Raw genomic sequence first — 18,523 nt, 5'->3', positions numbered from 1 at the left:
CTCAGTTGCTGGCGCCGGGGTCCGCGGCCAGGCGGCCGGCGTCGCTCAGCAGGCGCTGGAGGAATTCCTTCTGCAGCTCCGGATCGTTGCGCGTCAGTTCGATCAGGCTCTGTTCCAGCTCGCTGGCTTCCTCTTCCAGGCCGAGGTCGGACAGGCGCTTGACGCGGTGCACCCAGTGCTGCACGTCCTCGCCTTCGAGGTCGTCGTAGATCAGCGCATGAGCTTCGTGCAGCTTGCCCCGCAGCGTCGGGCTGACCAGCAGGCTGGCCTCGGCGTGGGCGCTGTCCTGGGCATCGCGCACGCTCAGCTGCAGGCGGCCGGCGCGGTACACGGCGTCGTCGCTGAAGGGGCTGTCCAGCAGGTTCAGGCGCAGGATGCCGTGACGGTCGGTCAGCAGTTCCTGGGTCTCCTTGCCGACGCTCACCTGCACCGGGCGCTCGGCCCAGGGCAGGCTGGAGTACTCGGTGTGCCTGTTGCGCCGCTGTTCGTCGATGTTGGCCAGGTTCTGCTCGGCGCGGCCGTTGGATTGCACGTTCATGAACGGGTTCATGCCGTCGATGCCGTAGCTGATCCAGCCGCGGGTGACGCTTTCCGGCAGGTTGCCCAGGGCGAACACGTTGACCACGTTGGCGCCGATGCCGGCGACGAAGGTCAGCGCACCCAGCGGCACTTCGTAGAACTCGCGCCAGCCCTGGTAGGGCGTGTAGCGGTCGTAGCGGCGGGTGACCTCGAAGGTGGTGACTTCGAAGGTCTTCTGCTCCTGCACGCGGACGCGGCGCTGCGGCAGCTGCAGGACGCCGGGCTCGCCGACGTCGATCTGCAGGCTGTGGTCGAGCAGCTTGCGCTCGACGCGCTCCTCGTGTTCGCTGCGCTGCGACATCTGGTTGGCGCAGCCGCTCAAGACAAGGCTGCCGCACAGGGCGGCAACCTTGAGGCGGGTAGTGCTTCGGGACATCGCGCTGCTCAGTTGCCGATCTTCGCCTTGAGGAAGCTCATCACGTCGGCCACGGCGATGTTCTGCGACTCGCTGTCGCGACGGCCCTTGTACTCCAGGGTGCCTTCGCCCAGGCCGCGGTCGCTGACCACGATGCGGTGCGGGATGCCGATCAGCTCCATGTCGGCGAACTTCACGCCGGGGCTGGTCTTCTTGTCGCGGTCGTCCAGCAGCACTTCGTAGCCGGCGGCGGTCAGCTCGGCGTAGAGCTTGTCGGTGGCCTCGCGCACGCTTTCGGTCTCGTACTTCAGCGGCACGATGGCGACCTGGAAAGGCGCCAGGGCGGCCGGCCAGAGGATGCCGCGCTCGTCGTTGTTCTGCTCGATGGCGGCGGCGACCACGCGGGATACGCCGATGCCGTAGCAGCCCATGATCAGGGTGACCGGCTTGCCCTGTTCGCTGAGCACGGAAAGGCCCATCGCCTCGCTGTACTTGGTGCCGAGCTGGAAGATGTGGCCGACCTCGATGCCGCGGCGGATCACCAGGGTGCCCTTGCCGTCGGGGCTGGGGTCGCCGGCGACGACGTTGCGCAGGTCGGCGACTTCCGGCAGCGGCAGGTCGCGTTCCCAGTTCACGCCGAAGTAGTGCTTGTCGTCGAGGTTGGCGCCGATGGCGAAGTCGCTCATCAGGGCCACCGAGCGGTCGACGATGCAGGGCAGCGGCAGGTTCAGCGGGCCGAGGGAGCCGGGGGCAGCGCCGATGGCGGCCTTGATCTCGGCTTCGCTGGCCATCTGCAGGGGGCTGGCGACCAGGGGCTGGTTGGCGGCCTTGATCTCGTTCAGCTCGTGGTCGCCGCGGACCACCAGGGCGACCAGCTTGCCTTCCTCGGCGCCGCGCACCACCAGGGTCTTGATGGTCTTCTCGATGGGCAGGCCGAACTTCTCCACCAGGTCGGCGATGGTCTTGGTGTCCGGGGTATCGACCAGGCGCAGTTCCTCGGTGGCGGCGCCGCGCGCGGTTTCACGCGGTACGGCCTCGGCCTTCTCGATGTTGGCGGCGTAGTCGGAGCTGTCGCTGAAGACGATGTCGTCCTCGCCGGAGTTGGCCAGCACGTGGAATTCGTGGGAGCCGCTGCCGCCGATGGAGCCGTTGTCGGCCTGCACGGGACGGAAATCCAGGCCCAGGCGGGTGAAGATCTTGCAATAGGCCGTGTACATGCCGTCGTAGGTCTGCTGCAGCGACTCCTGGTTCATGTGGAAGGAGTAGGCGTCCTTCATGATGAACTCGCGGCCGCGCATCAGGCCGAAGCGCGGACGGATCTCGTCACGGAACTTGGTCTGGATCTGGTAGAAGTTGATCGGCAGCTGCTTGTAGCTGGACAGCTCGTTGCGCGCCAGGTCGGTGATGACCTCTTCATGGGTCGGGCCGACGCAGAACTCGCGGTCGTGGCGGTCCTTCAGGCGCAGCAGCTCGGGGCCGTACTGCTGCCAGCGGCCGGATTCCTGCCACAGCTCGGCGGGCTGCACGGCCGGCATCAGCACTTCCAGGGCGCCGGCGGCGTTCATTTCTTCGCGGACGATGGTCTCGGCCTTGCGCAGCACCCGCAGGCCCATCGGCAGCCAGGTGTAGAGACCCGAGGCCAGCTTGCGGATCATGCCGGCGCGCAGCAGCAACTGGTGGCTGATCACCACGGCATCGGCAGGGGTTTCTTTCAGGGTGGACAGCAGGTACTGACTGGTACGCATGGTTGGCCGTTATTCGATTGCGAGACAGAGGTAGGCGGGCATTGTACGGTGCGTGCCTGGCGCCGTACAGGGCGCGGCCGGGGGAGCCGGATGCCGCGGAACGCGGAAAAGGAAAAGCCCGGCGCGGGGCCGGGCTTTCCTTGACCTGCGGTCGTTCCGGTTACAGAACGGACAGCGGGTAGTCGACGATCAGGCGGAACTCGTCGATATCGCCTTCGGCCTGGTCGGAGTTGGCGCGGTGCCAGGCTTGGCGGATGCGGAAGGACAGGTCCTTCGCCGGGCCGCTCTGGACGACGTACTTGGCTTCCACGTTGGTTTCGTGGTGCTTGCCATCTTCGCCGTAGCCGTAGGCAGCGTAGGCGCTGGTCGGATCGATCTTGGTGCCGTCGATGTCCTTACCGTTGATGTAGCGAGCCATGAAGGTCAGGCCAGGTACGCCGTACTCGGCCATGTTCAGGTCGTAACGAGCCTGCCAGGATTTTTCGCCCGGGCCGTTGAAGTCGGAGTATTGGACGGAGTTGGCGAGGAAGATCGAGTCCGCCGCTTCGTTGTTGTCACCGATACCGATGTAGTCGAACGGAGTGTTGCCGTTCACCTTCTGGAAGGCCAGGGTGAAGGTGTGGGCACTCAGGGTGTAGGCGGCGGCCAGGGAGAAGGTGTTGTTGCTGATGTCGCCAGCTTTCGCGCTGCCTTCATCCTTGGTGTTGTAGTAGTTGAAGTCGAAGCCCAGGGACTGGGAGTCGGCGATCGGCAGGGTGTAGTTCAGGTTGACGTAGTACTGCTTCCAGATGTCTTCCAGCTTGGCGCCGTACAGCGATGCGCTGAAGTTGTCGTTGAAGGCGTACTTGCCGCCGACGAAATCGGCGGAGCTGGCGTCGATGCCGGCATAGGTGGCCCAGATGTCACCATCGCGGTTGGTGGTGGTCTGGCCAGTGCCGGAATAGTAGTGACCTGCCTCGACGTCCAGACCTGCGATCTCGCTGCTCATCAGGCTGAAGCCAGTAGCGGTCTGCGGCAGCAGGCGGGTACCGCCAACGGCGAATACCGGTGCGGTGGGCTGCATGTCGCCGAATTTCAGCTCGGTCTTGGATACGCGGACTTTGACGGCTGCACCGGCTTTGCCGTAGTCGTCGGCCTTGTCGCCGTCGTCGTGGACCGGCAGGTTGCCGGTGGCGCCATAACCGCTGCCGCCATCCAGTTTCAGGCCCAGGTAGCCGAAGGCGTCAACGCCGAAACCGACAGTACCCTGAGTGAAGCCGGAGTTGTAGTTGGCCCAGAAACCTTGGGTCCAGTCACGGGCGTCAGCGGCGCCATCTTTCTTGTTGCGGTTGAAGTAGTAGTTGCGAACCAGGAAGTTCAGGCTGCTGTCTTCGACAAAGCCTTTGGATTCCGCTTGGTCGCTGACGAAGGCTTCGGCCATGGCCAGTTGCGAGGTGGCTGCAGAAATCGCCAGGGCAATGGCGCTCCACTTCATCACTTTCATCGTGATTGCTCCTTTGGTTTTGAAATTATTTGCCATCACTATGTGCCGCGGTGACGGCTCGTTCTTCTTGTCGGCGCTAACTTATAGCACGCGTGTTGTCTTGGCGATAGTTGCCGGAAACTTCAAACGGTTTCTTTATGGCACTGTCGCAAACATGTATGACAAGTGTCGCTTCCAAGTAGGTCTCATCTTGAGAATCTGGTTACGCGACCACTTGACACTCGTTTCTTTTATTTCCCCTTGGTGATGTCGCGTATCTTCTGGTTGTTTTTTGCTCAGTTGCGATCCGCGCTTTTGTTTGTTCTTCCCGGTGGCGAGCATCTAGCAACATCCGTGCTCAAAACCCGATTCGTCCCCTCGAAGGTTTCGCCATCGTCCCGGATGCTGCACGGTGTATGCCGTTGGCGCGCAGATTTCAAGATGTTGCGAGAATATTTGCGGCTTGCCTTACTCCCTTGGTGCTCGCCCGGGGTTGCAGGTTCGTTCGAGAAGCCGGGGTTTTCCTGCCAGGTTCCTTTCCGTAGGCAGCAGATGCCCCTGCTTCCCTGTTGTCGGAAAGTGCCCCGATTTGGCGCAGTGCACGAATAGGGTGCCGCGCCGCCGCGGGACGGCTGCCGTTCCCCGCCTGCCTCTAGTATCCTCCGCGCCCAGCGCTCCCCCGAGGGGGCTAAGCTTCTATTTCAAGACTGGTCGAACAGGAGAAGTCAGATGTTCGTCTTGGATTCCCGCCTGCAGCAGGACACCATCGCGCTGGGCGACTTTCCCCTGAGCCGCCTGCTGCTGATGAACGATGCGCAATATCCCTGGCTCATCCTCGTGCCGCGCCGCGACGATGTCAGCGAGATCTTCCAACTGGCGCCGGACGAGCAGCAGGAGCTGTGGCGCGAGGCGACCCATCTGGCGGAAGTGCTCAAGGACACCTTCAAGGCCGACAAGATGAACGTCGCCAACCTGGGCAACGTGGTCAGCCAATTGCACATGCACGTCATCGTGCGGCGCCGCGACGACGCGGCCTGGCCGGGCCCCGTCTGGGGCCGGCATCCGGCGCGCCCCTACACGCCCGAGGAGTTGCTGGCGGTGCGCGGCAAGCTGCGCATGGCCCTGGGCGACGCCTTTCGTTTCGAGGAGTGAATGCCATGAGCCTGGAGGAACGGGTAACCGATCTGGAGAGCCGTCTGGCGTTCCAGGATGACGCTCTGCAGACGCTGAGCGACGTGGTCTATGAGCAGGAGCGGTTGATCGAGCGCCTGCGCCTGCAGATGCAGGTGCTGCTCAAGCGCCTGGAAGACCTGCAGGGGCAGGTCGGTATTGCTGAGGATGATGTGCCGCCGCCGCATTATTGAGTGGTGGTGGTAGAGGCAGCGTCGTTTACGGGGCTGGTGTCTGCCGGTGGCGTTTAAGAGGCCCCTCTCCCGAAGGGAGAGGGGGGTTGTTCTGAGCGGCTTCTTGGTTTGGCGCCATCCTCCTGCCCTCGTCATTTCCGCGAGCGCGGGTTTCGCTCGGCCTTCTGAAGGGGCGTTTCGGCGTGCGCGGAGGTTTCTCTGGAAATCCGTAGGGCGCATAACGCCTACGGCGTTATCCGCCGAATCGCGGACAGAGTCCGCTCCTACACCCTCCGGCAAGCACAAGACCCGTAGGATGGTGTTGAGCGAAGCGATACCCATCGCCATGACCGCATGGGGTTCGCAAGCTCAACCCATCCTACGAAGAGCACCCCGGCGCGGCTTGCAAGGCAGTTGCTCCTACGGTTACAGGGAAGCGCGGGCGTAGGACTTGTCCGCGATTGGACTCCCCGGCCACGCCGGACACTCCGGTGGCACGAACAGCCCGCTCTCCCTTCCAGGCAGGGCGCGCAGCCGGGGGTTGGGAGAGGGCGCTCTTGAGCCAAAAATGAAAAATGCCGTTTCCCCATGGAGGGAAACGGCATCTGTCTCAAGCAACCGGCATTGCGCCGATCGGCGCTTCGGCTCGTTCCTCAGCGGCGGCCGGGCAGGGCGGCGATCACATCCTCCGCCTGCAGGCCCTTGTCGCGTTGCACCACGGAGAACTCCACGCGCTGGCCTTCGATGAGGATGCGGTGGCCTTCGCCACGGATGGCCCGGAAGTGCACGAAGATGTCCTCGCCGGTATCGCGGGAGATGAAGCCGAAGCCCTTGGAAGTGTTGAACCACTTCACGGTGCCGGTCTCGCGGTTCTCGTCGCTGATCGGGGCTTCGGGGGCTGCGCCGGCGCTGGGGCGCTTCTGCAGGCCGCTGGCGAGTTGCAGGACCACGGCGACGGCCAGGATCAGCAGGGGCAGGACGATGGCCGGCTGGTCGCCGATGGACGGCAGCGGCGCCAGCAGGATGAGAATCTGCAGGACCACGGCCAGGGCGATCAGCGCCGATACCAGGCTCTGCAGCTGTTGCACCCGCTGGCTGGCGGGGGTGAGCAGCAGGGCGGTCAGGCCGAGCAGGGCCAGGTAGACGGCGTCGGGGTTCTGCAGGTAGGGGATGGCATCGGTGCGCAGCGAGGGTGCGAATGACAGCACGAGGGCGGCAACGCCCGTCAGCAGGTGGACGATTTTCAGCATGGTTATGGATTCACCTTGAGCGATAAGCGTAAAGAGAAGCAGCCGGTCGTGCGGTCTGGTTCGCAGCGATGAAAATGACCTGAAAGAAGCCGGCGGCCTATGCGCGAGGCGCACGGGCGGTATTTAACAGCAAACCGATAGCCTTCTCAAATCAACCGCTTAGCGCCTGGGCGAGCAGAGGGGGACCCGGCATGATGCCGGGCCCGGCGGGGAGGTGTCAGTGGGCGAGCAGGCTGCGCAGCATCCACGCGGTCTTCTCGTGGACCTGCATACGCTGCGTCAGCAGGTCGGCGGTGGGCTCGTCGGCTGCCTTGTCGGCCAGCGGGAAGATGCTGCGCGCGGTGCGCACCACGGCTTCCTGGCCCTGGACCAGCAGGCGGATCATTTCCTGGGCGTCCGGCACGTCCTGCTCTTCCTTTATAGAGGAGAGGCGGGCGTAGGCGGCGTAGGTGCCCGGCGCCGGGAAGCCGAGGGCGCGGATGCGCTCGGCGATGCTGTCCACCGCCAGGGCCAGCTCGGTGTACTGCCCCTCGAACATCAGGTGCAGGGTGTTGAACATCGGCCCGGTGACGTTCCAGTGGAAGTTGTGGGTCTTCAGGTAGAGGGTGTAGGTATCGGCCAGCAGGCGCGAGAGCCCTTCGGCGATGGCGGCGCGGTCCTGTTCGGCGATGCCGATGTCGATTTCCATGGCGTCTTCCTCTTGATGAAAATTCCCGGTCAGGCTAGCACGGGCTTTGACGGGAGCCTTTTGGTTTGAATCAAAGCTTCCGATAGTGGATTTCTATCGACTGCCCGCCGCGGGGGCCGCTGGAGGGCGGCTGCAAGTCATGGTTTTTTCAGGCTATAATCCGCGCCTTTGCCGCGGGATGCGGGCCCGCGGCCATGTAGCAGCCAAGGTGTCCCGATGCCGATTTACGAATACCAATGCCGTTCCTGCGGCCATCAGCTGGAAGCCATGCGGAAGCTCAGCGATGCGCCGCTGGTCGATTGCCCGGCCTGCCAGGCCCCGGAATTGAAGAAGATGGTCTCCGCCCCCGGCTTCCGCCTGAGCGGCGGCGGCTGGTACGAAACCGACTTCAAGACCGGCGCGAAGAAGAACCTGGCGTCCGCCGAGTCCGCCTGCCCCGCCACGGGCTGCGGCTCGGGCGCCTGTGCCGCCGGCGAATGAGCGGTTCCCTCGAATCCAAGACTTGCGAGAAGCGAAACACACCATGATGCGCAGCCACTATTGCGGCCAATTGAACGAGAGCCTGGACGGCCAGGAAGTCACGCTTTGCGGTTGGGTGCACCGCCGCCGCGACCACGGCGGGGTGATCTTCCTCGACATCCGTGACCGCGAAGGCCTGGCTCAGGTGGTGTTCGACCCGGATCGCGCCGAGACCTTCGCCAAGGCCGACCGCGTGCGCAGCGAGTACGTGGTCAAGGTCACCGGCAAGGTGCGCATGCGTCCGGAAGGCGCGCGCAACGCCAACATGGCCTCCGGCGCCATCGAGGTGCTGGGCTACGAGTTGGACGTGCTGAACCAGGCTGAGACTCCGCCGTTCCCGCTGGACGAATATTCCGATGTGGGCGAGGAAACCCGCCTGCGCTACCGCTTCATCGACCTGCGCCGTCCGGAAATGGCCGCCAAGCTGAAGCTGCGCGCGCGCATCACCAGCAGCATCCGCCGCTACCTGGACGACAACGGCTTCCTCGATGTCGAGACGCCGATCCTCGGCCGCCCGACCCCCGAGGGCGCGCGCGACTACCTGGTGCCCAGCCGCACCTACCCGGGCCACTTCTTCGCCCTGCCGCAGTCGCCGCAGCTGTTCAAGCAACTGCTGATGGTCGCCGGCTTCGACCGCTACTACCAGATCGCCAAGTGCTTCCGCGACGAGGACCTGCGCGCCGACCGCCAGCCGGAATTCACCCAGATCGACATCGAGACCAGCTTCCTCGACGAGAGCGACATCATCGCCATCACCGAGAAGATGGTGCGCCAGCTGTTCAAGGAAGTGCTGGACGTGGAGTTCGACGAATTCCCGCACATGCCCTTCGAAGAAGCCATGCGCCGCTACGGTTCGGACAAGCCGGACCTGCGCATCCCGCTGGAACTGGTCGACGTCGCCGACCAGCTGAAGGATGTCGAGTTCAAGGTCTTCTCCGGCCCGGCCAACGATCCCAAGGGCCGCGTCGCCGCCCTGCGCGTTCCGGGCGGGGCGAGCATGCCGCGCAAGCAGATCGACGACTACACCAAGTTCGTCGGCATCTACGGCGCCAAGGGCCTGGCCTACATCAAGGTCAACGAACGCGCCAAGGGCGTGGAAGGCCTGCAGTCGCCGATCGTCAAGAACATCGCCGAGCCGAACCTGAACGTGATCCTCGATCGCGTCGGTGCGGTCGATGGCGACATCGTGTTCTTCGGCGCCGACAAGGCCAAGGTCGTCTGCGACGCCCTGGGCGCGCTGCGCATCAAGGTGGGCCATGACCTCAAGCTGCTCACCAAGGAGTGGGCGCCGATGTGGGTCGTGGACTTCCCGATGTTCGAAGAGAACGACGACGGCAGCCTGACTTCGCTGCACCACCCGTTCACCTCGCCCAAGTGCAGCCCGCAAGAGCTGGAGGCCAACCCGGCCGCTGCGCTGTCCCGCGCCTACGACATGGTGCTCAACGGCACCGAGCTGGGCGGCGGTTCCATCCGTATCCACGACAAGGCCATGCAGCAGGCGGTGTTCCGCGTGCTGGGCATCGACGATGCGGAGCAGGAAGAGAAGTTCGGCTTCCTCCTCGACGCCCTCAAGTACGGTGCCCCGCCGCACGGTGGCCTGGCCTTCGGCCTGGACCGCCTGGTGATGCTGATGACCGGCGCCGCGTCGATCCGCGAAGTGATCGCCTTCCCGAAAACCCAGAGCGCCGGCGACGTCATGACCCAGGCTCCGGGCACCGTGGACGGCAAGGCCCTGCGCGAGCTGCACATCCGCCTGCGCGAGCAGCAGAAGGCCGCCGAGTAATTCCAGATGAACCGCGGCGGCGCACAGCCTGCGCCGCCGCCGCAACAAGCTAGACGGAGTGAGTTATGGCTGGTCATTCCAAATGGGCCAACATCAAGCACCGCAAGGAGCGTCAGGACGCCAAGCGCGGGAAGATCTTCACCAAGCTGATCCGCGAACTGACGGTCGCCGCCAAGCAGGGCGGCGGCAACCCGGCTGACAACCCACGTCTGCGCCTGGCCGTGGACAAGGCGCTGACCGCCAACATGACCCGCGACACCATCGATCGCGCCATCGCCCGTGGCGCCGGCTCGAACGACGCGGACAACATGGAAGAACTGACCTACGAAGGTTACGCGCCCAGCGGCGTGGCGATCATCGTCGAGGCCATGACCGACAACCGCAACCGCACCGCGGCGGAAGTGCGCCATGCCTTCAGCAAGTGCGGCGGCAACCTCGGCACCGATGGCTCGGTGGCCTACATGTTCGACCGCAAGGGGCAGATCAGCTTCGCCCCCGGCGTCGACGAGGATGCCCTGATGGAAGCGGCCCTGGAGGCCGGCGCCGACGACGTGGTGACCAATGACGACGGTTCCATCGACGTCTTCACCAGCTTCGCCGACTTCATCGCGGTGAACGAGGCGCTGACCGCCGCCGGCTTCAAGGGCGAGGAAGCGGAGATCTCGATGATCCCCTCGACCACCGCGACCCTGGACCTGGAGACCGCGCAGAAGGTGCTCAAGCTGATCGACATGCTCGAGGACCTGGACGACGTGCAGAACGTCTACTCCAACGCGGACATCCCCGAAGAGGTGATGGCGCAGCTTGGCTGACGCCATCCCCGACATGGGCCTCGCGCCGGAAGCCGGAGCCGTCGGATTCGACCGCTCCGGCTTCCGGCTTTTGGTATCCGGCACATGACCCTGATCCTAGGCATCGACCCCGGCTCGCGCATCACCGGCTTCGGCGTGGTGAGGGACACCGGCCGCGGCTGCGAATATGTCGCCTCCGGCTGCATCCGCACCGGCAGCGGCGCCCTGCACGAACGCCTGCAGATCGTCTTCCGCGGCGTGCGCGAGGTCATCCAGACCTACCACCCGAGCATGATGGGCATCGAGCAGGTGTTCATGGCGCGCAACGCCGACTCCGCGCTCAAGCTCGGCCAGGCCCGCGGCGCGGCCATAGTCGCGGCGGCGGAGGAGGGGCTGGAGATCGCCGAATACACCGCCAGCCAGGTCAAGCAGGCCATCGCCGGCACCGGCGGGGCCGACAAGCTGCAGGTCCAGATGATGGTCATGCACCTGCTGAAACTGACGCAGAAACCGCAGATCGACGCCTCCGACGCCCTGGCCATCGCCCTGTGCCACGCCCACACCCGGCAGAGCCTGGTGCCCCATGGCCTGTCCACCGCGCGCCGCCGCGGCGGGCGCCTGCGCCTTTGACCGACAACCTGCAAGGACCCTGAGCCGTGATTGGACGCCTGCGTGGCACCCTGGCGGAAAAGCAGCCGCCGCACCTGATCCTCGACGTCAATGGCATCGGCTACGAGCTGGAAGTGCCGATGACCACTCTTTATCGCCTGCCCGCCCTCGGCGAACCGGTGACCCTGCACACGCACCTGGTGGTGCGCGAAGATGCCCACCTGCTCTACGGCTTCGCCGAAAAGCGCGAGCGCGAGCTGTTCCGCGAACTGATCCGCCTCAACGGCGTCGGCCCCAAGCTGGCCCTGGCCCTGATGTCGGGCCTGGAAGTGGATGAGCTGGTGCGTTGCGTGCAGGCGCAGGATACTTCCACCCTGGTGAAGATCCCCGGGGTCGGCAAGAAGACCGCCGAGCGCCTGCTGGTGGAGCTCAAGGACCGCTTCAAGGCCTGGGAGAACATGCCGACCATCGCCCCCCTGGTGGCGGAACCGAAACTGGCCGCAACAGTCTCAAGCGCCGAGGCCGATGCCGTCAGCGCGCTGATCGCGCTAGGCTTCAAGCCCCAGGAGGCGAGCCGCGCCGTGGCCGCCGTGGAGGAAAAAGATTTGTCCAGCGAAGAACTCATCCGCCGCTCGCTCAAGGGCATGGTCTAGGTAGCCGCGCATGATCGAGACCGATCGCCTGATCTCGGCCGCCACCGCCGGCCCTCGCGAGCGCGAGGAGCAGCTGGACCGCGCCATCCGCCCGCTGAGCCTGTCCGACTACATCGGCCAGCCCAGCGTGCGCGAGCAGATGGAGCTGTTCATCAGCGCCGCCCGCGGCCGCAAGGAGGCCCTGGACCACACGCTGATCTTCGGCCCACCGGGCCTGGGCAAGACCACCCTGGCGAACATCATCGCCCAGGAGATGGGCGTGGCCATCAAGAGCACCTCCGGCCCGGTGCTGGAGCGCCCGGGCGATCTCGCCGCGCTGCTGACGAATCTCGAGCCGGGCGACGTGCTCTTCGTCGACGAGATCCATCGCCTCTCGCCCATCGTCGAAGAAGTGCTGTACCCGGCGATGGAAGACTTCCAGCTCGACATCATGATCGGCGAAGGGCCGGCGGCGCGCTCCATCAAGCTCGACCTGCCGCCCTTCACCCTGGTCGGCGCGACCACTCGCGCCGGCATGCTGACCAACCCGCTGCGCGACCGCTTCGGCATCGTCCAGCGCCTGGAGTTCTACAGCGTCGACGACCTGGCGACCATCGTCGCCCGTTCGGCCGGCATCCTCGGCTTGGACATGGACCCGGCCGGCGCCTTCGAGATCGCCCGCCGCGCCCGTGGCACGCCGCGCATCGCCAACCGCCTGCTGCGCCGCGTGCGCGATTTCGCCGAAGTGCGCGCCAGCGGGGCGATCAGCAGCGAGGTGGCGGACAAGGCGCTGAACCTGCTGGACGTCGACGAACGTGGCTTCGACCACCAGGACCGGCGTCTACTGCTGACCATGATCGACAAGTTCGACGGCGGGCCGGTGGGGCTGGACAACATCGCCGCGGCCATCGGCGAAGAAAAACATACGATCGAGGACGTGCTGGAGCCCTATTTGATCCAGCAAGGCTATATCATGCGCACGCCGCGGGGACGGGTGGTCACCCGGCATGCATACCTGCATTTCGGCCTGAAGTTGCCGAAGCGGATGGGCGAGGGGGCGATGCCGGATCTTTTCTCCCCTGAAGATGGTAATTAATTGCATTTGTGGCTGATTGCCGATTGGCAAAGCCCCAACTTGGTTCTAGAGTATGCGCGCGCAACACGGGGGTCAGCCGTTCGAGCATCGATTCCGGGTCTATTACGAGGACACCGATGCAGGCGGCATCGTCTACTACGTCAACTACCTCAAGTTCATGGAGCGGGCTCGCACCGAGCGGCTGCGGGCTTTGGGCTTCGCCCAATCCCAGCTGGCAGGTGAGAACCTGCTTTTCGTCGTTCATTCGGCCGAAGCGCGCTACCACGCGCCGGCTCGCCTGGACGACGAACTGGTCGTCAGCGCCGAGGTCGAGGAGTTGAACCGTGCGAGCCTGCGGTTCCGTCAACAGGTTCGTCGAGCGTCGGATTCGGCCCTGTTATGCGAGGGCCGCTTCCTGGTGGCGTGCGTGCGGGCCGACAACCTCAAGCCCCGCGCCATCCCCGAAGCGTTGCGTGCGGCATTTGCCGGCACTCCGGACACCCTTTCAGCAGGAGAATAACGTGGAACCGAACGTCGTCGACCATACCTCCATGTGGAGCCTGATCAGCAACGCCAGTATCGTGGTGCAGCTGGTCATGCTCACCCTGGTGGCCGCCTCGGTCACTTCTTGGATCATGATCTTCCAGCGCAGCAACATGATGCGCTCAGCCAAGAAAGCCCTGGATGGCTTCGAAGAACGCTTCTGGTCGGGCATCGACCTGTCCAAGCTGTATCGCCAGGCCGGCAGCAACCCCGACCCGGACTCGGGCGTGGAGCAGATCTTCCGCGCCGGCTTCAAGGAATTCTCGCGCCTGCGCCAGCAGCCCGGCGTCGACCCGGACGCGGTGATGGAAGGCGTGGCCCGTTCCATGCGCGTGGCCATCTCCCGTGAGGAAGAGAAGCTGGAAACCAGCCTGCCGTTCCTCGCCACCGTCGGTTCCACCAGCCCGTACATCGGCCTGTTCGGCACCGTCTGGGGCATCATGAACTCCTTCCGCGGCCTGGCCGCCGTGCAGCAGGCCACCCTGGCCACCGTCGCCCCCGGCATCGCCGAGGCCCTGGTCGCCACCGCCATCGGCCTGTTCGCAGCGATCCCCGCGGTCATCGCCTACAACCGCTTCGCCGCGCGTTCGGAAATGCTGATCGGCCGCTACTACACCTTCGCCGACGAGTTCCAGGCCATCCTGCACCGCAAAGTCCACGCCAGCGACGATTGACCAGAGAGGTAAGCCGACATGGCAAGGGTCCGTCATAAACGCAAGCCGGTCGCGGAAATGAACGTGGTGCCATACATCGACGTGATGCTGGTACTGCTGGTCATTTTCATGGTGACCGCACCGATGCTGAACCAGGGGGTCAAGGTCGACCTGCCCAAGGTTTCCAGCGAAGTGCTCCCGCAGGACAACGATTCGCGGGTGCTGACCATATCGATCAAGGCCGACAAGACCTACTACTGGAACATGGGTTCGGAAGTCGATCCCGACCAGGGCAAGGGCAGTCAGACCGCGATCAATCTCGACCAGCTGGTGAGCGCAGCCACCGGCATCATGGCCGAGAACAGCCGTCAGGGTAAGAAAGTGCAGGTCTTCGTGCGTGGCGACAAGGCTGTCGACTACGGCTCCGTCATGGCTGTCATGGGCGGGTTGCAGAAGGCCGGTGTGGGTAACGTCGGGCTGATCACCGAGGCGCCCGGAAGCTGATATGCACCAACTCGAACGCTCTCCATCGGAAAGCTACTTCTGGCCGGTCGTACTGGCGGTAGCGCTGCACGTCCTGATTTTCGCGATGCTCTTCGTCAGCTGGGCCATGACGCCCGAGCTGCCGCCTGCGCGTCCGATCGTCCAGGCTACGCTCTACCAGCTCAAGTCCAAGAGCCAGGCCACGCAGCAGACCAACCAGAAGATCGCCGGGGAGGCGAAGAAGACCTCTGCCAAGCAGTACGAGCAGGAACAGCTGGAGCAAAAGAAGGTCGAGCAGCAAGCCATAGCCGAAGCGAAAGCTGCGGAACAAAAGAAAGCCGATGATGCTCGAAAGGCTTCGGAGGCCGAGAAAGCTGCGGAAGCAGCCAAGGCCGCCGAGGCGAAGAAGGCCGCGGACGCCGCCAAGAAGGCGGCCGAGGCCAAGGCTGCGGCGCAGAAGCAGCAGGCCGACATCGCCAAGAAGAAGGCCGAGGAAGAGGCCAAGAAGCAAGCCGAGGAAGAAGCCAAGAAACAAGCCGCGGAGGAGGCCAAGAAGAAGGCCGCCGAAGAGGCCAGGAAGAAAGCTGCGGAGCAGGCCAAGAAACTCGCCGCCGCGGAGGACGCCAAGAAGAAGGCGGCCGCTGACGCCGCGAAGAAGAAGGCCGCGGCCCAAGCTGCAGCGAAGAAGGCTCAGGAAGACAAGAAGGCCCAGGCCCTGGCCGAACTGCTGTCCGACGACACGCAGCGGCAGCAGGCCCTGGCCGACGAACAGGGCAACGAGGTGGCAGGCAACTTCGACGACCTGATCCGCTCCCGGGTATCCGAGGGCTGGTCGCGTCCGCCATCGGCCCGTAACGGCATGAGTGTTACCGTGCAGATCAACATGCTGCCCGATGGCACCATCACCAATGCGACCGTCGTCCGCTCCAGCGGCGACAAGGCGTTCGACAGTTCCGCGGTGAACGCCGTGAGGAACGTCGGTCGCATTACTGAAATGCAGGGCCTGAGTCCCAAGGACTTCAATCCCTACCGTTCCTTCAAGATGACCTTCACGCCTGAGGACCTCACGCTGTGATCAAGATTTTCAGAGGATTGCTCGTCGCCCTGCTCTGCGTGGCAGGCGTGGCGATGGCAGATGAGAAGAACATTCTGGTGACCAGCGGCGCCGATCGCGCCGTGCCGATCGCCGTGGTGCCCTTCGGCTGGCAGGGCGGCAACGTCCTGCCCGACGACATGGCCAACATCATCGGCAACGACCTGCGCAACTCCGGCTACTTCGAGCCGATCCCGCGGCAGAACATGATCAGCCTGCCGGCCCAGGCCAGCGAGGTGATCTACCGCGACTGGCAGGCCCTGGGCGCGCAATACGTGCTGATCGGCAACATCACCCCGGCCGGCGGCCGCCTGCAGGTGCAGTACGGCCTGTTCAACGTCGCCACCCAGCAGCAGATCGTCACCGGCAGCGTCGGCGGCAGCGTCGAGCAGCTGCGCGACATGTCGCACTTCATCGCCGACCAGTCGTTCGAGAAGCTCACCGGCATCAAGGGCGCCTTCTCCACCAAGCTGCTCTACGTGACCGCCGAGCGCTTCTCCGCCGACAACACCCGCTTCACCCTGCAGCGCGCCGACTACGACGGCGCCCGCCCGGTGACCCTGCTGCAGTCGCGCGAGCCGATCCTCTCGCCGCGCTTCTCGCCGGACGGCCGGCGCATTGCCTACGTGTCCTTCGAGCAGAAGCGCCCGCGCATCTTCATGCAGTACGTGGATACCGGCCGCCGCGAGCAACTGACCAACTTCGAAGGCCTCAACGGCGCCCCGGCGTTCTCCCCGGACGGCAACCGTCTGGCCCTGGTGCTGTCGCGCGACGGCAACCCGGAGATCTACCTGATGGACCTGGGCTCGCGCCAGCTGCGCCGCCTGACCAACAACGCGGCCATCGACACCGAACCCTTCTGGGGCAAGGACGGCTCGACCCTGTACTTCACCTCGGACCGCGGCGGCAAGCCGCAGATCTACAAGATGAACGTCAACAGCGGCGCCACCGACCGCGTGACCTTCACCGGCAACTACAACGCCAACCCGAAACTCTCGGCCGACGAGAAGACCCTGGTGATGGTCCACCGCCAGGAAGGTTTCACCAACTTCCAGATCGCCGCCCAGGACCTGCAACGCGGCAATCTGCGGGTGCTTTCGAACACCACGCTGAACGATTCGCCCACTGTTGCGCCAAATGGCACGATGCTAATATACGCCACCCGCCAGCAGGACCGGGGCGTGTTGATGCTCGCCAGCATCAACGGACGTGTTCGGTTACCGCTACCCACCGCTCAGGGCGACGTGCGCGAGCCATCCTGGTCCCCTTACCTGAACTGACGGTTGCCAACTGTTCCAAACTTATACACTGGGGTTCATTAGGAGTTACATGATGGAAATGCTGAAATTCGGCAAATTTGCCGTTATCGCCCTCGCCATGGCCGTAGCCGTAGGTTGCTCGTCCAAGAAAGGCGATGCTACTGGTGAAGGCGCCAATGGCGGCGTTGACCCGAACGCTGGCTACGGCGCCAACAGCGGTGCCGTTGACGGCAGCCTGAGCGACGAAGCCGCTCTGCGTGCGATCACCACCTTCTACTTCGAGTACGACAGCTCCGACCTGAAGCCGGAAGCCATGCGCGCTCTGGACGTACACGCCAAAGACCTGAAAGGCAGCGGCCAGCACGTCGTCCTGGAAGGCCACACCGACGAACGCGGCACCCGCGAGTACAACATGGCTCTGGGTGAGCGTCGCGCCAAGGCCGTTCAGCGCTACCTGGTACTGCAGGGCGTGTCCCCGGCTCAGCTGGAACTGGTTTCCTACGGTAAAGAGCGTCCGGTTGCCACCGGCCACGACGAACAGTCCTGGGCTCAGAACCGTCGCGTTGAGCTGAAGAAGTAAGACCCTATGCGCCTGCGACTCCTGACCTTGATGGTCTGCGGCCTGCCGCTGATGGCGGCGGCCGCGGTTCCGGTGGTGGATGGTAACGATGGCGGCTACGCCAGCGCGCCGCCCGCGGGGTACGGCACCGCAGGTGCTGATGGTGCTTATGCCGGTGGCGGGGCGGCTTCGGCCGCTCCCGTCTCCGGGCAAGCCCAGCTGTTCCTGCAACTGCAGCAGATGCAGGACGAGATCGCCCGCCTGCGCGGCACCCTCGAAGAACAGCAGAACCAGATCCAGCAGCTGAAGCAGGAAAGCCTCGAGCGTTACCAGGACCTCGACCGCCGCCTTTCCTCCGCTCCGGCAGCCCAGAACCCCTCCACCGACGGCAGCGCCGCCGGTGCGGGCGCAGCGGCCGGCGCCGCTGCCGCCCAGCAGCAACAGGCCCAGCCCGCGAGCAGCGAGCCGGGCGATCCGGCGAAAGAGAAGCTCTACTACGACGCGGCTTTCGACCTGATCAAGGCCAAGGACTTCGACAAGGCCAGCCAGGCCTTCGGCGCCTTCCTGCGCAAGTACCCCAGCAGCCAGTACGCCGGCAACGCGCAGTACTGGCTGGGCGAGGTGAACCTGGCCAAGGGTGACCTGCAGGGCGCCGGCCAGGCCTTCGCCAAGGTCAGCCAGGCCTATCCGAGCAGCCCCAAGGTGCCGGACTCACTGTACAAGCTGGCCGATGTGGAGCGCCGCCTGGGCAACAACGACAAGGCCCGTGGCATCCTCCAGCAGGTGGTCGCCCAGTACCCGGGCAGCTCCGCCGCCCAACTGGCCCAGCGGGACCTGAAGAGCCTCAAGTAAGCCTCTTGTCGTTCATCTGAAAACGCCGTTTCTTCCAGCAGGGGAAACGGCGTTTTTCATTCCTGCCGGGCATGTCCTTCCTGTAGGCGCGAGCTTGCTCGCGAACCTTTATCCCGCGCTCCAATCCTCACCCTCGTCATTCCCGCGAACGCGCACTACTGTCCGGAATATTTATCGGGGAAAGTCTGGAGGGCTTGCGGGGGCTGAAGGCACGGGTTAAACCGTTGAGCGCCAACTCAACCTCACAGCC

General features: G+C 64.7%; 20 protein-coding genes and 1 pseudogene. 15 read left to right on the top strand and 6 right to left on the bottom strand.

Going from position 1 to position 18,523, the window contains the following annotated elements:
* Position 1: 1 nt before the first annotated feature.
* The 3 genes from RN02_RS25205 to RN02_RS25195 all read right to left on the bottom strand — a co-directional run bounded on the left by RN02_RS25205 (position 2) and on the right by RN02_RS25195 (position 4,162).
* Positions 2-955 carry a hypothetical protein gene (locus RN02_RS25205; protein WP_043317746.1) on the bottom strand — a complete coding sequence of 318 codons (954 nt, stop codon included), beginning with the start codon at positions 953-955 and terminating at the stop codon, positions 2-4.
* Between the two features lie 8 nt (positions 956-963).
* A complete protein-coding gene (locus RN02_RS25200; RefSeq protein WP_043317744.1) occupies positions 964-2,679 on the bottom strand; it encodes a proline--tRNA ligase in 1,716 nt (571 codons plus the stop codon).
* Positions 2,680-2,839: 160 nt separating this feature from the next.
* Positions 2,840-4,162 (bottom strand): OprD family porin, encoded by a 1,323-nt coding sequence (locus RN02_RS25195; RefSeq protein ID WP_009616916.1) that lies wholly within the window; start codon positions 4,160-4,162, stop codon positions 2,840-2,842.
* A gap of 708 nt (positions 4,163-4,870) precedes the next feature.
* Between RN02_RS25195 and RN02_RS25190 the strand changes: the two genes are divergently transcribed.
* A complete protein-coding gene (locus RN02_RS25190; RefSeq protein ID WP_009616918.1) occupies positions 4,871-5,293 on the top strand; it encodes an HIT family protein in 423 nt (140 codons plus the stop codon).
* 5 nt (positions 5,294-5,298) lie between these two features.
* Positions 5,299-5,505, top strand: coding sequence for a SlyX family protein (locus RN02_RS25185; protein ID WP_009616920.1), 207 nt, complete (start codon positions 5,299-5,301; stop codon positions 5,503-5,505).
* A gap of 632 nt (positions 5,506-6,137) precedes the next feature.
* Here the strand turns inward: RN02_RS25185 and RN02_RS33505 are convergent.
* The 3 genes and pseudogenes from RN02_RS33505 to RN02_RS25175 form a co-directional block, all read right to left on the bottom strand.
* Positions 6,138-6,368 carry a cold-shock protein gene (locus tag RN02_RS33505; protein WP_134163507.1) on the bottom strand — a complete coding sequence of 77 codons (231 nt, stop codon included), beginning with the start codon at positions 6,366-6,368 and terminating at the stop codon, positions 6,138-6,140.
* A 108-nt stretch (positions 6,369-6,476) separates the two neighbouring features.
* Positions 6,477-6,734: pseudogene (locus RN02_RS34600) on the bottom strand (cold shock domain-containing protein membrane protein); the annotation flags it as partial.
* 217 nt (positions 6,735-6,951) lie between these two features.
* Positions 6,952-7,422 carry a Dps family protein gene (locus RN02_RS25175; protein WP_009616923.1) on the bottom strand — a complete coding sequence of 157 codons (471 nt, stop codon included), beginning with the start codon at positions 7,420-7,422 and terminating at the stop codon, positions 6,952-6,954.
* Positions 7,423-7,638: 216 nt separating this feature from the next.
* On the opposite strand from RN02_RS25175, the gene RN02_RS25170 reads away from it, so the two are divergent.
* The 13 genes from RN02_RS25170 (at position 7,639) to ybgF (ending at position 18,273) form a co-directional block, all read left to right on the top strand.
* Positions 7,639-7,902, top strand: a complete 264-nt coding sequence (locus tag RN02_RS25170; protein ID WP_043267539.1) for an FmdB family zinc ribbon protein — start codon at positions 7,639-7,641, stop codon at positions 7,900-7,902.
* Between the two features lie 43 nt (positions 7,903-7,945).
* Positions 7,946-9,724 carry an aspartate--tRNA ligase gene (gene aspS / locus RN02_RS25165; RefSeq protein WP_099049038.1) on the top strand — a complete coding sequence of 593 codons (1,779 nt, stop codon included), beginning with the start codon at positions 7,946-7,948 and terminating at the stop codon, positions 9,722-9,724.
* 65 nt (positions 9,725-9,789) lie between these two features.
* Entirely contained in the window at positions 9,790-10,536 is a 747-nt protein-coding gene (locus RN02_RS25160) for a YebC/PmpR family DNA-binding transcriptional regulator (RefSeq protein WP_009616929.1), read from the top strand.
* A gap of 84 nt (positions 10,537-10,620) precedes the next feature.
* The gene (ruvC, locus tag RN02_RS25155; RefSeq protein ID WP_009616931.1) at positions 10,621-11,145 is read left to right on the top strand and encodes a crossover junction endodeoxyribonuclease RuvC; all 525 of its coding nucleotides are present in this window, start codon (positions 10,621-10,623) and stop codon (positions 11,143-11,145) included.
* A 26-nt stretch (positions 11,146-11,171) separates the two neighbouring features.
* Positions 11,172-11,777, top strand: coding sequence for a Holliday junction branch migration protein RuvA (gene ruvA / locus RN02_RS25150; protein ID WP_009616936.1), 606 nt, complete (start codon positions 11,172-11,174; stop codon positions 11,775-11,777).
* Positions 11,778-11,787: 10 nt separating this feature from the next.
* A complete protein-coding gene (gene ruvB, locus RN02_RS25145; RefSeq protein ID WP_009616937.1) occupies positions 11,788-12,852 on the top strand; it encodes a Holliday junction branch migration DNA helicase RuvB in 1,065 nt (354 codons plus the stop codon).
* Positions 12,853-12,904: 52 nt separating this feature from the next.
* Positions 12,905-13,351 (top strand): tol-pal system-associated acyl-CoA thioesterase, encoded by a 447-nt coding sequence (gene ybgC, locus RN02_RS25140; protein WP_009616938.1) that lies wholly within the window; start codon positions 12,905-12,907, stop codon positions 13,349-13,351.
* A 1-nt stretch (position 13,352) separates the two neighbouring features.
* Complete coding sequence (gene tolQ / locus RN02_RS25135) at positions 13,353-14,048, top strand: protein TolQ (RefSeq protein WP_009616939.1); 696 nt, start codon at positions 13,353-13,355, stop codon at positions 14,046-14,048.
* 18 nt (positions 14,049-14,066) lie between these two features.
* Complete coding sequence (tolR, locus tag RN02_RS25130) at positions 14,067-14,531, top strand: protein TolR (RefSeq protein WP_009616940.1); 465 nt, start codon at positions 14,067-14,069, stop codon at positions 14,529-14,531.
* 1 nt (position 14,532) lies between these two features.
* On the top strand, positions 14,533-15,585 hold the full coding sequence (tolA, locus tag RN02_RS25125; protein ID WP_043317740.1) for a cell envelope integrity protein TolA: 1,053 nt from the start codon (positions 14,533-14,535) through the stop codon (positions 15,583-15,585).
* A gap of 53 nt (positions 15,586-15,638) precedes the next feature.
* Positions 15,639-16,883 carry a Tol-Pal system beta propeller repeat protein TolB gene (gene tolB / locus RN02_RS25120; RefSeq protein ID WP_218585322.1) on the top strand — a complete coding sequence of 415 codons (1,245 nt, stop codon included), beginning with the start codon at positions 15,639-15,641 and terminating at the stop codon, positions 16,881-16,883.
* Positions 16,884-16,935: 52 nt separating this feature from the next.
* Positions 16,936-17,442, top strand: a complete 507-nt coding sequence (pal, locus tag RN02_RS25115) for a peptidoglycan-associated lipoprotein Pal (protein ID WP_009616943.1) — start codon at positions 16,936-16,938, stop codon at positions 17,440-17,442.
* 6 nt (positions 17,443-17,448) lie between these two features.
* Entirely contained in the window at positions 17,449-18,273 is an 825-nt protein-coding gene (gene ybgF, locus RN02_RS25110) for a tol-pal system protein YbgF (RefSeq protein ID WP_009616944.1), read from the top strand.
* The last annotated feature ends 250 nt before the right edge of the window (positions 18,274-18,523 follow it).

Origin of the sequence: Pseudomonas sp. PI1 (assembly GCF_000812405.1) — a bacterium.
Lineage (GTDB): Bacteria > Pseudomonadota > Gammaproteobacteria > Pseudomonadales > Pseudomonadaceae > Pseudomonas > Pseudomonas citronellolis.
This window is presented reverse-complemented; position numbering and strand designations above follow the sequence as displayed.

What these genes read in the sequence shown, in the direction of transcription:
- RN02_RS25205 (WP_043317746.1), bottom strand. Translation starts at nt 955, where the DNA reads ATGTCCCGAAGCACTACCCGCCTCAAGGTTGCCGCCCTGTGCGGCAGC.
- RN02_RS25200 (WP_043317744.1), bottom strand. Translation starts at nt 2,679, where the DNA reads ATGCGTACCAGTCAGTACCTGCTGTCCACCCTGAAAGAAACCCCTGCC.
- RN02_RS25195 (WP_009616916.1), bottom strand. Translation starts at nt 4,162, where the DNA reads ATGAAAGTGATGAAGTGGAGCGCCATTGCCCTGGCGATTTCTGCAGCC.
- RN02_RS25190 (WP_009616918.1), top strand. Translation starts at nt 4,871, where the DNA reads ATGTTCGTCTTGGATTCCCGCCTGCAGCAGGACACCATCGCGCTGGGC.
- RN02_RS25185 (WP_009616920.1), top strand. Translation starts at nt 5,299, where the DNA reads ATGAGCCTGGAGGAACGGGTAACCGATCTGGAGAGCCGTCTGGCGTTC.
- RN02_RS25175 (WP_009616923.1), bottom strand. Translation starts at nt 7,422, where the DNA reads ATGGAAATCGACATCGGCATCGCCGAACAGGACCGCGCCGCCATCGCC.
- RN02_RS25170 (WP_043267539.1), top strand. Translation starts at nt 7,639, where the DNA reads ATGCCGATTTACGAATACCAATGCCGTTCCTGCGGCCATCAGCTGGAA.
- aspS (WP_099049038.1), top strand. Translation starts at nt 7,946, where the DNA reads ATGATGCGCAGCCACTATTGCGGCCAATTGAACGAGAGCCTGGACGGC.
- RN02_RS25160 (WP_009616929.1), top strand. Translation starts at nt 9,790, where the DNA reads ATGGCTGGTCATTCCAAATGGGCCAACATCAAGCACCGCAAGGAGCGT.
- ruvC (WP_009616931.1), top strand. Translation starts at nt 10,621, where the DNA reads ATGACCCTGATCCTAGGCATCGACCCCGGCTCGCGCATCACCGGCTTC.
- ruvB (WP_009616937.1), top strand. Translation starts at nt 11,788, where the DNA reads ATGATCGAGACCGATCGCCTGATCTCGGCCGCCACCGCCGGCCCTCGC.
- ybgC (WP_009616938.1), top strand. Translation starts at nt 12,905, where the DNA reads ATGCGCGCGCAACACGGGGGTCAGCCGTTCGAGCATCGATTCCGGGTC.
- tolR (WP_009616940.1), top strand. Translation starts at nt 14,067, where the DNA reads ATGGCAAGGGTCCGTCATAAACGCAAGCCGGTCGCGGAAATGAACGTG.
- tolA (WP_043317740.1), top strand. Translation starts at nt 14,533, where the DNA reads ATGCACCAACTCGAACGCTCTCCATCGGAAAGCTACTTCTGGCCGGTC.
- tolB (WP_218585322.1), top strand. Translation starts at nt 15,639, where the DNA reads ATGGCAGATGAGAAGAACATTCTGGTGACCAGCGGCGCCGATCGCGCC.
- pal (WP_009616943.1), top strand. Translation starts at nt 16,936, where the DNA reads ATGGAAATGCTGAAATTCGGCAAATTTGCCGTTATCGCCCTCGCCATG.
- ybgF (WP_009616944.1), top strand. Translation starts at nt 17,449, where the DNA reads ATGCGCCTGCGACTCCTGACCTTGATGGTCTGCGGCCTGCCGCTGATG.